Raw genomic sequence first — 14,255 nt, 5'->3', positions numbered from 1 at the left:
TGGCGCGGTGCGATGAAACGGTCAACACCTCTATGGGGGGACCTGGAGTCCGAAAAGCGTCTGGGCTCGAACAGTGGCTCGTGCAACTTGCGAGATGCACCCCGATCGGGGGACAAGGCGGCCGCAGGTTCGCCCTGGTGTTGCAAACCATCGAAGTTTTAATATCTATGAACGATTTTCGCGTTCGAGCGTTCCCCGAAGGGACCCGTCCATGCGCCGACGCTTTCTGCAGCTCAGTGCCGTTCTCTCCGCGTCGCTACTGGCATCAGGAATACTGATGCAGGTCGATGAAAAGCCTGCCACCGCGGCTTTCGCGACCGACGACTACTGCCTCGGCGAGTGCTCCGACATCCTGCCGCCCGGGCAGAACGGGGACGCCGACCTCGCCCAGATCCTGGCCCATCAGGTGTTCGGCACGATGCCACCCCACTCCGACGATCAACTCGCTCCCTACGCGAACCTGGCGTACCACTACACCGGCCTGACTCCGGGCCAGATCAACACCTTCCTCAACGATTCTTCGTACGGCGTGACCAGCGCGAACATCGCGAGCACGGTCGCACCCCGCTCGGACGTGACGATCGTGCGCGACAAGGCGCTCGGCATCCCGCACGTCAGCGGGACCACCCGCGCCGGGACGATGTTCGGCGCCGGTTACGCCGGCGCGCAGGACCGCCTGTTCCTGATGGATCTGTTGCGGCACGTGGCCCGCGGCTCGCTGACGTCGTTCGCCGGTGGTGCCGAGGGCAACCGGGAGCTGGAGCAGAGCGTCTGGCGCACGTCGCCGTACACCGAGGCGGACCTGCAGGCGCAGATCGACGCGCTGCGGGCGTCCGGCACCCGCGGCGCGCAGCTCTACGACGACGTCCTGCAGTACCTGGCCGGGATCAACAAGTACATCGACGACTGCATGGCGGCCCGGGACTGCCCCGGCGAGTACGTGCTCACCGGCCACCTCGACGCGATCACCAACGCCGGTGGCCCGGAGGACTTCGTGCCGACCGACCTGATCGCGGTCGCCGGGGTGATCGGCGGGCTGTTCGGCGGCGGTGGCGGCACCGAGATGCAGTCCGCGCTGGTGCGGGTCGCGGCGCGGGCGAAGTACGGCGCCACCATCGGCGATCAGGTGTGGCAGCAGTTCCGCTCCCAGAACGATCCCGAGGCGGTGCTCACCCTGCACGGTGGGCAGAGTTTCCCGTACGGGCAGGGGAATGTGAATGCCACCGGGGTCGCGATGCCGGATGCGGGTGCCGTGCCGCAGGAGATCGTGTTCGACAAGACCGGCTCGGCGGCGACCGGGACGAGCGGGACCAGCGCGATCGCCCGGTCGCTGAGCACGCTGACGATCGACAGCGCAAGCCGTGGCATGTCGAACGCGGCGGTGGTCTCCGCGGCGAACTCGGCGACCGGCCACCCCGTCGCCGTCTTCGGACCACAGACCGGCTACTTCGCGCCACAGCTGCTGATGCTCCAGGAACTTCAGGGGCCGGGGATCAGCAGCCGGGGAGTCGCTTTCAGCGGACTGAACCTCTACACGCTGCTGGGCCGGGGTCCCGATTACGCGTGGAGCGCGACGTCGTCGATCCAGGACATCACCGACACGTACGCGGTCAGGCTCTGCAATGCCGACGGGAGCACGCCGACCACGGCGTCGACGTCCTACGTCTACCACGGCACGTGCACCGCGATGGAGAACCTGACCCGGACGAACGCCTGGAATCCGACCACCGCCGACTCGACCGCGGCCGGGTCCTACCGGCTGACCGTCCAGCGCACCAAGTACGGCCTGGTCACCTGGCGGGGCACGGTCGGCGGCGCGCCGGTCGCGTTCACCGGGCTGCGCTCCACCTACCGGCACGAGGCGGACTCGGCGATCGGCTTCCAGATGTTCAACGAGCCGGCGCAGATGGGCACCGCGGCCGCGTTCACGAACTCGGCGTCGAACATCCCGTTCGCGTTCAACTGGTTCTACGTGAACTCGACCGAAAATGCCCTGTACACCTCGGGCGCCCAGCCGGCCCGGCCGTCCACCGTCGACCCGAATCTGCCGAACTGGGGCGACGCGGCCGACGAGTGGCTCAGCTGGAACGGCAACACCGTCCACCCGACAGCCGTCAACCAGGACTACTTCGTGAGCTGGAACAACAAGCAGGCGAAGGACTTCTCGGCGGCGGACGGCAACTTCAGCTTCGGTGCGGTGCACCGGGCCGATCTGCTCGACGCACCGCTGAAGGCCGGGATCGCGGCCGGTACGAAGTACGACCGGGCGTCGCTGCTCAAGGTCGTCGAGCAGGCCGCGCTGACCGATTTACGCGGTAAGCAGGTGCTGCCGGTGCTGCTGCGGGTGATCGACACCGCGACGGTCACCGACGCGACGCAGGCCGCCGCGCTGACCGAGCTGCGGACGTGGCTGACCAACGGCGCGCTGCGCAAGGAGACCGCGGCGAACAGCAAGGTGTACGCGGACGCCGACGCGATCCGGATCTTCGACGCCTGGTGGCCGAGGCTCGTGCAGGCCGAGTTCTCCTCGGGCCTGGGCAGCGGCCTGTTCGACGCGCTGGTCGACGCCCTGCAGATCAACGAGTCCCCGTCCGGCGGCCAGACCGGGCCGACCTCGGATCTGCCCACTTCCGCCAACGAGGCGCAGGGACACAAAGGCAGTTCTTTCCAGTACGGGTGGTGGGGCTGGGTGAGCAAGGACCTGCGCGCCACCCTCGGCGACGCGGTGCCGAACTGGTCCACGAAGTACTGCGGCGGCGGAAGCGTCAGCACGTGCCGCGGCGCGCTGCTGACCAGCCTCTCCGCGGCGCTGTCGGAGCCGGCCGCGACCACCTATCCGGCTGACGACCACTGCCCGGCCGGTGACCAGTGGTGCGCCGACGCGATCCTGCAGAGCCCGCTCGGGGGGATCACGCACGACCTGATCGGCTGGCAGAACCGGCCCACGTACCAACAGGTGGTGTCGTTCCCGGCCAGGCGCGGGGACACGGTCACCAACCTGGCGAGCGGGAAGACGGCGACCGCGTCGACCACCCAATCGGGTTATCCTGCGGCCAATGTCGTGGACGGCCGGCCCGCCACGCGGTGGGCGAGTTCCTACGCGGACAACCAATGGGTGCAAGTGGATCTCGGTGCGAGCACCACGGTGGCCCGGGTGGTGGTGTCGTGGGAGGCGGCCTACGCGAAGGCGTACAGAATTGAGACTTCTCCCAACGGGACGACCTGGACCACGGTCGGCTCGGTCGGTGCCGGGGACGGCGGGGTGGACAACGTGCAGCTCACCGCGTCAAACGCCCGTTATGTCCGGCTGACCGGCCAGACTCGCGCGACCGGTTACGGCTTCTCACTCTATGAGATGGAGATCTACTCGCATTGATCGGACGGGCCCGTCTCCCGGTTGCGGGAGGCGGGTTCACCTACCCCGGAGTAGTACCCGTGAGTAACCTTTAACGCCAGCTCAGGCCCGGCGCTAGCGGCCGAACCGGCCCTACCATCTGTATTCTCTCGGCGAAGGTTTTTGCCGAGGTAAGGGCTCGATCGGGTGTTCAAACGAATCGCCATCGTCAACCGTGGAGAGGCCGCGATGCGGCTGATCCATGCCGTCCGGGAGCTCGCCGCGGAGACCGGCGCGCCGATCGAGACCGTCGCGCTGTACACCGACGTCGACCGGACCGCCACCTTCGTGCGCGAGGCAGACATCGCGTACGACCTGGGTCCGGCCGCCTCGCGGCCGTACCTGGACCTGAAGGGCTTGGAGCACGCGCTGGTCGCGACCGGGGCCGACGCCGCCTGGGTCGGCTGGGGCTTCGTCGCCGAGGATCCGGCGTTCGCGGAGCTCTGCGACCGGATCGGGATCACGTTCATCGGTCCCAGCGCGGACGCCATGCGCAAGCTCGGCGACAAGATCGGCTCGAAGCTGATCGCCGAGGAGGTGGGTGTCCCGGTCGCGGCGTGGAGCCGCGGGCCGGTCGAGACCCTGGAGGCCGCCCTGGAAGCGGCCGAGCGGATCGGCTACCCGCTGATGCTCAAGGCGACCGCCGGTGGCGGTGGCCGCGGCATCCGCAAGGTCGCCTCGGCCGAGGAACTGGCCGACGCCTACGAGCGCACCAGCCAGGAGGCGGCCCGCGCGTTCGGCTCCGGCATCGTCTTCCTGGAGCGCCTGGTCACCGGCGCCCGCCACGTCGAGGTGCAGGTCATCTCCGACGGGCAGGGCACCGCGTGGGCGATCGGCGTGCGCGACTGCTCGGTGCAGCGCCGCAACCAGAAGGTGATCGAGGAGTCCGCCTCCCCGGTGATGCCACCCGAGCGCGCGGCCGAGCTCAAGGCGTCGGCCGAGCGGCTCGCGGTCAAGGTCGGCTACCGCGGCGCGGCGACCGTCGAGTTCCTCTACCACCCGGGTGAGGACCTGCTCGCGTTCCTCGAGGTGAACACCCGCCTGCAGGTGGAACACCCGATCACCGAGTACGTGACCAGCACCGACCTGGTCAAGCTGCAGATCCACGTCGCGTCCGGCAACCGCCTGACCGGCGAGCGGCCGGTCGAGCGCGGGCACGCCATCGAGGCCCGGCTCAACGCCGAGGACCCGGACCGTGACTTCGCCCCCTCCCCCGGCAAGATCGTGCGGCTGGAGTTCCCGGCCGGTCCCGGCATCCGGGTCGACACGGGCGTCAGCGAGGGCGACAGCATCCCCGGCGACTTCGACTCGATGATCGCCAAGGTGATCGCGTACGGGAAGAACCGGGACGAGGCGCTCGGCCGGTTGCGCCGCGCGATGGCCGAGACCACCGTCGTCATCCAGGGCGGCGCCACCAACAAGAGCTTCGTGCTCGACCTGCTCGACCAGCCCGAGGTGATCGACGGCAGCGCCGACACCGGCTGGATCGACCGGGTCCGCGGCGAGGGACGGCTGGTCTCCGACCGGCACTCCGGCGTCGCCCTGGCCGCGGCCGCCATCGAGGCGTACGAGGACGAGGAGCACGTCGAGCAGCAGCGCCTGTTCTCCACCGCGTTCGGCGGCCGCCCGCAGGTGCGCCACGAGAGCGGGACACCGCTCGACCTGAAGCTGCGCGGGACGACGTACCGGGTGCGGGTCGCCCGGGTCGGCGCCCACCGCTTCCGGGTCGGCATCGAGGCCGGTGAGGACGTCCGGCTCGCCGACGTCACCCTCGACCGCTTCGACGAGCACAGCGGCCGGATCACCGTCAACGGCGTACGGCACCGGCTGCTGACCGGCACGCACGGCGCGATCACCCTGGTCGAGGTCGACGGCGTCACCCACCGGGTCAGCCGGGACGAGGGCGGCGTGCTGCGCTCCCCGATGCCGGCCCTGGTCGTGGCCACCCCGCTCGAGCCCGGCGCCGAGGTCGAGTCCGGCGCGCCGGTCCTCGTCCTGGAGGCCATGAAGATGGAGGCGGTGCTGCGCGCGCCGTTCCGGGCCCGGGTCAAGGAGGTGCTCGTCGCGGTCGGCAACAAGGTCGACGCCGGCGCCGCGCTGCTGCGCCTCGAGCCGATCGGTGGCGACGACGCCGAGCAGGCCGTCGCCGAGACCGCGATCGACGTGGACCTGCCGGCCGTGCCGGACGGGCAGCCCGCCCGGCAGCGCGCCGCCCGCGGCGGGGAGGACCTGCGCAGCCTGCTGCTCGGCTTCGACGCCGACCCGCACGACGAGCGCCGCGTCCTCGACGACTACCTGGTCGCCCGCCGCGCCGCCACCGACGAGGGGCACCGGCCGCTGGACCGCGAGATCGCGCTGATGGAGGTCTTCGCCGACCTCACCGAGCTGAGCCGCAACCGGCCGGCCGGCGAGGAGGGCGGCGACACCCACGTGCACAGCGCGCGCGAGTTCTTCCACAGCTACCTGCAGAGCCTCGACGTGGAACGGGCCGGCCTGCCGCAGTCGTTCCAGACCAGGCTGTCCAAGGCGCTCGGCCACTACGGCGTCACCGACCTGGAACGCACGCCCGACCTCGAGGCCGCGGTGTTCCGGATCTTCCTCGCTCAGCAGCGCTCGGCCGTCGACGCCGCCGCGATCGCCGCCCTGCTGCGCGCCTGGCTGCAGGAGCCGCCGCCGGACGCGACCCTGCACGAGCCGGCCGGTCTCGTCCTGGAACGGCTGATCGCCGCCACCCAGGTGCGCTTCCCGGCCGTCGCCGACCTGGCCCGCGGGGTCGTGTTCACCTGGTTCGGCCAGCCGCTGCTGCGCCGCCACCGGGCCGAGGTCTACGCGCAGATCCGCAAGCACCTGCGCCACCTCGACGAATTCCCGCGGTCCACGGATCGGGACGACCGGATCGCCGAGATGGTCCGCAGCACCGAACCCCTGGTCCGCCTGCTCGGCCAGCGTCTCGTCCGGCACAACCTCGACAACTCCGTGCTGCTCGAAGTGCTCACCCGGCGCTACTACGGGAACAAGGGCCTTCACGACGTACGGGCAAAGGTCGTTGAAGGGGTGGGATTTGTCGTTGCCGAGCGGGACGGTGCGCGCCTCGCGTCGGCGGCCGAACGCTTCGACAAGCTGAGCGGCGTGCTCGACGGGCTGGCCGCGCTCGCCGCCGACGGCGGGTCCGTCGACGCCGACGTCTACCTGGCCTGGGAGGGTCAGCCCACCGACCCGGACGAGATGGCCACCGCGCTGCACGAGGTGATCAGCGGGGTCGCGCTGCCGCCGCAGGTGCGCCGCCTGACCACCACGGTCGCCGGGCGCAGCGGCGCGGTCATGCACCACCACTTCACGTTCCGGCCGTCGACGACCGGGATGGAGGAGGAGCGGCTGATCCGTGGGCTGCACCCCTACATCGCGCAGCGCATGCAGCTGGAACGCCTCCGCAAGTTCGACCTGACCCGGTTGCCGTCGGCCGACGAGGAGATCTACCTCTTCCAGTGCGTCGCCCGGGAGAACCCGGCCGACGACCGGCTCGTCGCGTTCGCGCAGATCCGCGACCTGACCGAGCTGCGCGAGCAGGACGGGCGCCTGGTCGCGCTGCCGACCACCGAGGACACCATCGCCACCTGCCTCGACGGCATCCGCCGGGCCCAGTCGCGGCGGCCCTCGGACAAGCGGTTCACCACCAACCGGATCGTCATCTACGTCTGGCCCGAACTGGGGCTGACCTACAACGAGATGGAGATGATCGCCCGGCGGGTGTCGCCGACCACGGCCGGCGCCGGCCTCGAGGAGATCCTGTTCATCGCGCGGCGACGCGACGAGAAGACCGGTGACCTGGTCAAGGTCAACGTGCGGATCACCTTCAGCGCGACCGGTGGCACCGAACTGATCGTCGGCCCGCCCACCGCCGACCCGATCGAGCCGCTCGACGGATACCGGCAGAAGGTGCTCCGGGCGAGCAGCCGGAACACCGTCTACCCGTACGAGTTGACGGAGTTCCTCGGCGCGTTCAGCGAGCACGACCTCGACGAGAACAACGTGCTCGTGCCGGTCGACCGGCCCAAGGGCAAGAACAGCGCCGCCCTGGTCGCCGGCGTGGTCACCACGGTCACGCCGCGGCACCCGGAAGGCATCACGCGCGTCGTGCTGCTCGGCGACCCGACCAAGTCGCTCGGCGCGCTCTCCGAGCCGGAGTGCCGCCGGGTGATCGCCGCCCTTGACCTGGCTTCGGAGAAGGGCGTCCCGCTGGAGTGGTACGCGCTGTCGTCCGGCGCGCGGATCTCGATGACCTCCGGCACCGAGAACATGGACTGGGTGGCCGCGGCGCTCAAGCGGATCGTCGAGTTCACCCAGGCCGGCGGCGAGATCAACATCGTGGTGGCCGGGATCAACGTAGGCGCCCAGCCGTACTGGAACGCCGAAGCCACGATGCTCATGCACACCAAGGGCATCCTGGTCATGACCCCGGACTCGGCGATGGTCCTGACCGGCAAGCACGCCCTCGACTTCGCCGGTGGCGTGTCGGCCGAGGACAACTTCGGCATCGGCGGCTACGACCGGGTGATGGGCCCCAACGGGCAGGCGCAGTACTGGGCGCCGAACCTGATGGCCGCGCGGGACGTGCTGATGTCGCACTACGAGCACACGTACGTGGTGCCCGGTGAGACCGGACCGCGGCCGGTGCCCACCACCGACCCGCTCGACCGGGACATCTCGGACTACCCGCACGCGGTGGACGGCAGCGAGTTCACCACCGTCGGAGAGATCTTCTCGGCCACGGCGAACCCGGACCGGAAGAAGCCGTTCGACATCCGCACCGTCATGCGGGCACTCGCCGACCAGGACCACACCGTCCTGGAACGCTGGGCCGGCATGGCCGACGCCGAAACCGCCGTCGTCCAGGACGCCCACCTCGGCGGCATGCCCGTCTGCCTGCTCGGCATCGAATCACGGTCGGTGCCGCGGCGCGGCTTCCCGCCCACCGACGGGCCCGACGCGTACAACGCCGGCACGCTGTTCCCCCGCTCGTCGAAAAAGGCGGCCCGGGCGATCAACGCGGCCAGCGGCAACCGCCCGCTCGTCGTGCTGGCCAACCTGTCCGGCTTCGACGGCTCCCCTGAATCGATGCGCAAACTCCAGCTGGAGTACGGCGCGGAGATCGGCCGGGCCATCGTCAACTTCGAAGGCCCGATCGTGTTCACCGTGATCTCGCGGTACCACGGCGGCGCATTCGTGGTCTTCTCCAAAGCCCTCAACCCGAACATGACCGTGCTCGCGGTCGAAGGGTCGTTCGCCTCCGTCCTCGGCGGCGCCTCGGCCGCGGCCGTCGTCTTCAGCGGCGACGTCAACGCCCGGACCGGCGCCGACCCGCGGATCCGGGACCTGGAAGCCCGGGTCGCCGCGGCGGCCGGAGCCGAACGCAGCTCCCTCGCGGCCGAACTGGACGAGCTGCGCTCGACGGTGCGGACCGAGAAGCTGGGCGAGGTCGCCACCGAGTTCGACAAGGCGCACAGCATTCAGCGGGCAGTCGAGGTCGGGTCGGTCGACGCGGTGGTCAAGGCGGCTGAGCTGCGGCCACGCATCATCGAGGCGATCCAGGCCCGCCTGGCCTGATCGTCCGCCGCATTGCGGGGGCCCGGTTCGCCGGGCCCCCGCTCTTGTGGTTTCCGGCGGACGGCCCCGCGCCGCCGGGCTGGAGGTTCGCTCAGACGGCGGCCGGTGAGCGCTCCGCCGCCCGCAACTGGACGACCCGCGCCGGCGGGACCGGCCGCGACCAGTAATAGCCCTGCCCGTACTGATATCCGAGGTTCCGCAGCAGGTCCCGCTGTTCCGCCGTCTCGATCCCTTCCGCCACCGACCCCAGTTCGAGGGCGGACGCCATCTGGCTCACCGCGGTGGCGACCGCCGATTGCCGCCCCACCGTGTTGATCGACTCGACGAACGAGCGGTCCAGTTTCAGCGTGGTGACCGGGCAGGTCAGCAGCAGTCCGAGCGACGAGGCCGCGGTGCCGAAGTCGTCGAGAGCGAGTTTCACCCCGAGTCCGCGCAGCGCGACCAGGGCGGCGTTGGATTCCTCGTCGTCGAGCACCGCGGTCTCGGTGACCTCGATGCTGAGTGCTTCGGGCGGCAGTTTGTTCCGGGCGAGAGCCGCGGCCACGTCCCCGACCAGTTCCGGGTCGCGCAGCTGGCGGCCGGCCACGTTGACGCCGACGGTGAACGGCCCGGAGAACTCGGCCCGCCACTCCGCGGCCTGCCGGCACGCCTCCCGTAACGCCCACCGCCCGATGGCGACGATCTGCCCGGTCCGTTCCGCGATCGGGATGAATTCGGCCGGCGACACCATGCCGCGGGTCGGGTGGTTCCACCGGATGAGCGCCTCGACGCCGGTCATCCGTTCGTCGGACAGGCACACGATCGGCTGGTAGACCAGGCTGAACTCGTCCTCCTCGATGGCCGTGTTCATCTCCCGGATGAGCACCGCCTCGGCGCTGATCCGCGAGCCCATCTCCTCGGTGTAGGCGATCCACATGCCCTTGCCGCGGCGTTTCGCCTCGTACATCGCGATGTCGGCGTTGCTGAGCAGGGTCTGCGGGTCGTCGCCGGGCCGGGCCTGGGTGACGCCGACGCTGGCCCGGGTGACGATCGTGTGATGCTGGATCTCGACGGGTTCGGCGAGGCGGCGCAGGATCTCGGCGCAGACCCGCCCGGCCACGTCGGGGCTGGCCCCGGGGAGCAGCACCGCGAATTCGTCGCCGCCGAGCCGGGAGACCACGTCGTCGGCGCGCACCGCGGCTCGCAGCCGCTGGGCGACCTCGACGAGCAGCGTGTCCCCGGAGGCGTGGCCCATCGTGTCGTTGATCGTCTTGAAGTCGTCGAGGTCGATGAGCAGCACCGCGCCGTTGCCGTCGCAGTCGCGCATGAGGCTGTCGCGCATCAGCTCGCCGAAGTGGGTGCGGTTGGCGAGGCGGGTCAGTCCGTCGTACGACGCCCGGTCGCGCAACTCCTGCATGGCGACGTCGAGGCGGCCGAGCAGCAGGGAGTTGTCGTGGAAGGCGACGAGCTGCCGCCCGACGACCAGGCCGGTGATCACGACGACGCCGACCGTCGCGCCGTACATCTGGGAACTGGTCGTCTCGGGCAGCATCATGAAGAAGACCACGAACGTGATGCCGACCATCCCGTACGGCAGCAGGCTGTACGGCCGTCGTTTGGCCGGCTGGTGGGCCTCGCCGGATCGCACGATCACCTGTTGGATCCACGGCCCGAGGGCGATCAGCAGGGACGGGGCGAGGCGGATGACAAAGACGTACGGATGATCAAGGGTTTGAAAATCGCCGGGCAGGAACGTGGCGACGCCCTGGACCATCGCGGCGCAGACCATCGGCCAGGCCGCGATCCGGCGCATCGGCGGTGACTGAACCAGCGCGACCTTGGTCGCGGAGAACGTGGCGACGAGCACGAGCGCCGCGGTGACGCTGTCGTTGACCCGGTTGACGTCGCCGCCGGCGACCGGGTTGAACGCGAAGCACCAGGCCACGACGCCGCCGCCGACCAGCACGGTGGTCGCGTCGAGCCAGAAGACGAACTTCTCGCGGAGCGTGTTCAGGCCCTGCGGGAAGATCAGGCAGGCAATGACGTTGCTGCTCATGCCGATCGTGAAGAAGATCGTCTGCACCACGCCGCCGTCGAGGGACGGCGGGCCGGGCGCGATCAGCGTCTGCAGGGTCTGGACCGTGTCACCGGCCGTGAAGCACGCCCCGGCGAAGCTGATCATGGTCCAGAAGCGGCGGAACCGGGCATGGGCGAGTTGCCGCAGCCGCCATCCGCCGAGGGCGAGGGCCGCGTCGAGCGGCACCTGCGCCGTCCAGTAGACGCGCATCTGGTCGACGGTCCGGCCGTCCAGTGCGAAGAACAGGACGCAGCCGAGCAGCGTGAGACCCACCAGCGCGAGCAGGATCGGATCCCGCCGCAGCCGCCCGAACGTCGTCACCCATGCCCTCCCCGGTCCCGTCCTGATAAAGATCGGACGGGATCGGGCGAATCGGAGGACTTTCCCGGGATCCCGCCACAGGCTTCGCCGTCGAGCTCTCCCGCACCGGCCGTACGGCTGGGGGTGCGCGGGATGCCGGACGAGCCGATGCTGCGCGCGTTCGGGTTCGCACCGGCGCCGCGCCGGGTCGGGGCGGCCGGCCGGGGGTTGCGGGCCCGGGCGTTCACGCTGCGGTTCTTCCCGCTACGGCGTACGTCAATGGTGTGAATTGTTCCGGAGAATCGCACGTATCCGGGGTACCCGTCGGGATATCGGCCGGCCGGCCTCCGGCCCGACACGCCCCGCGCGATGCACCCCGGTGGCGCGGACAGCCCTCTACGTTCGGAGGATGCAGGCTGAACCGGACGTGAGCGTGGTCGTCCCGACCCGTTTCCGTCCCGATCTCGTGACCCGCGCGGTGCGCAGCGCGCTCGCTCAGACCCACCCGTCGCTGGAGGTCGTCGTGGTGGTCGACGGCCCGGACGACGCGACCGTCGAGGCGCTGACCGCGCTCGGCGACGACCGGGTCCGCGTGGAGGTGCTGTCCGAGCGGGGCGGCGCGCCGAACGCCCGGAACGTCGGCGCCGAACGCGCGCGGGGCAGATGGACCGCGTATCTCGACGACGATGACGAGTGGCTGCCGCAGAAACTGGCCGTGCAGCTGGAACTGGCGAAAGAAGCGGTGACCACGCCGATCGTCGCGAGCCGGCTGATCAACCGCACCCCGCGCGCCGACTCGATCATGCCGCGGCGGCTGCCGGAGCCGGGCGAGCCGCTCAGCGAGTACCTGACCGTGCGTCGCGGCCTGTTCTACGGCGACGGCTTCATCCAGACCTCGACGATCCTCGCCCCGACCGAGCTGTTCCGCCGCGTGCCGTTCACCGTCGGCCTGCGCCGTCAGCAGGAGTTGGACTGGACACTGCGGGCCACGAGACACGGCGGCGCCGAGCTGATCTTCGCGCCGGAGCCGCTCGTCCTGTGGCACCAGGACGAGGACCGTGAGCGGATCAGCCTGGAGATGCCGTGGCGCGAGCAACTGGAGTGGCTGCGGGCCAGCCGGCCGCTGTTCACCCCGCGGGCGTACGCGGCGTTCGCGACCAGCGTGCTCGGCTCGATGGCCGCGACCACCCGCAGCTTCGCGGTGTTCCGCGAGGTCCTGGCCGAGGCGCGCCGGGGGCGTCCCGGCGCCGTCGACTACCTGACCTACCTGCAGATCTGGGCCCTGCCGCCGGGCCTGCGGAGCAAACTGCGCGACGCGGTCCTCAGCCGGCGGCGCGCTTCAACCGGGACGGGCGCGGCAGGCGGGCCAGCACCCGGCGGGCGGTGAGCGGCACCACCGAGATCATCAGACGGCCGGACTCGTCGACGGTCGGGGCGATCGCGAAGAGGCGGCCACCCCGGCGACGGACCAGCGGCCGCGGCATCCGGGCACGAGCCGCGCGGACCGCCGCCGCCCCGGCCGCACCGGTCGCGGTCTGCGCGCCGAGCGCGTGCGCCGGGTCGAACGGGCCCGGCTGCGCCGAGACCGCCCGGCGCTGGCCGGAGTCCCCGCTGTGGGCCAGCACCTCGGCCACATCCAGCCGGATCAGCACGTCGGAATCACGCACGGTGACGGTTGCCGGGATCTCCTCGGCGCTGACGCTCTGCGGGCGCCCGCCCGTGGCGGTGATCACCAGGTGGTCGTCGGCCCAGGTGAACGACGTCGCGTCGAGCTTGGCGTCCCAGTCCGGGACGTCGGTGACGTCGAAGCACGCGTCGGGCAGCCGGCCGAAGCCCGGATACGCGGCGTAGCGGCGCCCGTCCCGTTCCGCGGTCGGCGGCACGCCCTCCTCGGCGTCCTGCCGGATCACCGCGAGCAAGTCGTCGAGCTGACCATGCTGGGCGACGGCGAGCCGGATCCGGGTCTCGGGGCCGAGCCGATCGGCGATCCAGTCGGTCAGGTACGCCCCGGCGAGCCGCCCCACCGTCGCATGCAGCTGCTCCTGCGTCGGGCGGTCGAGCTTGAGCACGTCGTCCTCGAGGAGACGGGCCACCTCGTGGTCGAAGCGGTGGACCATGATCGCGTCGCGACGGGGGCCGGGCTCGATCAGGTCTGCCACGAACGTGACGATCTTGTCCACGGTCTCGATACGCAGGCCGTGCCGGCTGAGGTACGTGATGTTGGTCGCGCTGAAACGACGTACCGCGAAATAATAGTCGTAGTCGGCGAGCACCGAGATCTTGCGGGCGTGGAAGCACGCCGCGAGGGTGAACGGCAGGTCACTGCCGATCCGCATGTCCTCGGGGTACCGGATCGTGTGCTGTTCCAGCAGCTCACGGCGGAACAGCTTGGTGTTGGCGAGCGACCGCGGCAGCGGCGAGTCGAACAGGTCGAGGTCGGGCTCGCTGCGCTGGTAGATGTCCTGGTAGATGTGCCGGCTGTTGACGCCGACGACGCGACCCAGCACCACGTCCGAGCCGTGTTCGTCGGCCGCGTTCACCAGGCGTTCCAGGGCTTCCGGGCCGAGCAGGTCGTCGGCGCCGATGAAGAACACGTAGCGGCCGGTCGACGCCTCGATCCCGCGGTTGAACGGGCCGGCCGGGCCACCGGAGTTCTCCTGGTGGATGACGGTGAACAGGCCCGGGTGGCGGCGGGCGAAGCGGTCCAGCTCGGCGCCGCTGCGGTCGGTGGAGCCGTCGTCGACCGCGACGATCTGCATGCGGCCGGCCCCGATGGTCTGCCGGACCAGCGAGTTCAGGCACTCGGTCAGGTACGGCATCGTGTTGTAGACCGCGACGACGACGGTGACGTCGGGGCCCTGCCCGGGCTTCGGCGCAGGACCCCCGGCCGAGCCGGAGGGA

At 70.6% G+C, this 14,255-nt stretch carries 6 protein-coding genes; 4 read left to right on the top strand and 2 right to left on the bottom strand.

Going from position 1 to position 14,255, the window contains the following annotated elements; all coding sequences use genetic code 11:
* Nucleotides 1-211: 211 nt before the first annotated feature.
* Together ACH442_RS15645 and ACH442_RS15640 are read left to right on the top strand one after the other, a co-directional pair.
* Nucleotides 212-3,376, top strand: coding sequence for a penicillin acylase family protein (locus ACH442_RS15645; protein ID WP_396338693.1), 3,165 nt, complete (start codon nucleotides 212-214; stop codon nucleotides 3,374-3,376).
* Between the two features lie 207 nt (nucleotides 3,377-3,583).
* Nucleotides 3,584-8,998, top strand: coding sequence for a carboxyl transferase domain-containing protein (locus ACH442_RS15640; protein ID WP_396338692.1), 5,415 nt, complete (start codon nucleotides 3,584-3,586; stop codon nucleotides 8,996-8,998).
* 91 nt (nucleotides 8,999-9,089) lie between these two features.
* Here the strand turns inward: ACH442_RS15640 and ACH442_RS15635 are convergent, their stop codons facing one another.
* Complete coding sequence (locus ACH442_RS15635) at nucleotides 9,090-11,375, bottom strand: putative bifunctional diguanylate cyclase/phosphodiesterase (protein WP_396338691.1); 2,286 nt, start codon at nucleotides 11,373-11,375, stop codon at nucleotides 9,090-9,092.
* Nucleotides 11,376-11,507: 132 nt separating this feature from the next.
* Between ACH442_RS15635 and ACH442_RS15630 the strand changes: the two genes are divergently transcribed.
* The gene (locus ACH442_RS15630) at nucleotides 11,508-11,642 is read left to right on the top strand and encodes a hypothetical protein (RefSeq protein WP_396338690.1); all 135 of its coding nucleotides are present in this window, start codon (nucleotides 11,508-11,510) and stop codon (nucleotides 11,640-11,642) included.
* 121 nt (nucleotides 11,643-11,763) lie between these two features.
* Nucleotides 11,764-12,741 (top strand): glycosyltransferase family 2 protein, encoded by a 978-nt coding sequence (locus tag ACH442_RS15625; RefSeq protein WP_396338689.1) that lies wholly within the window; start codon nucleotides 11,764-11,766, stop codon nucleotides 12,739-12,741.
* On the opposite strand, the gene ACH442_RS15620 is transcribed toward ACH442_RS15625, so the two are convergent.
* Nucleotides 12,677-14,173 carry a glycosyltransferase family 2 protein gene (locus ACH442_RS15620; RefSeq protein ID WP_396339008.1) on the bottom strand — a complete coding sequence of 499 codons (1,497 nt, stop codon included), beginning with the start codon at nucleotides 14,171-14,173 and terminating at the stop codon, nucleotides 12,677-12,679. The two genes, ACH442_RS15625 and ACH442_RS15620, sit on opposite strands and share 65 nt — an antisense overlap.
* Nucleotides 14,174-14,255: the final 82 nt, after the last annotated feature.

The organism is Actinoplanes sp. NPDC020271, assembly GCF_044388125.1.
In the GTDB taxonomy this organism is placed as follows: Bacteria; Actinomycetota; Actinomycetes; order Mycobacteriales; family Micromonosporaceae; genus Actinoplanes.
This window is presented reverse-complemented; position numbering and strand designations above follow the sequence as displayed.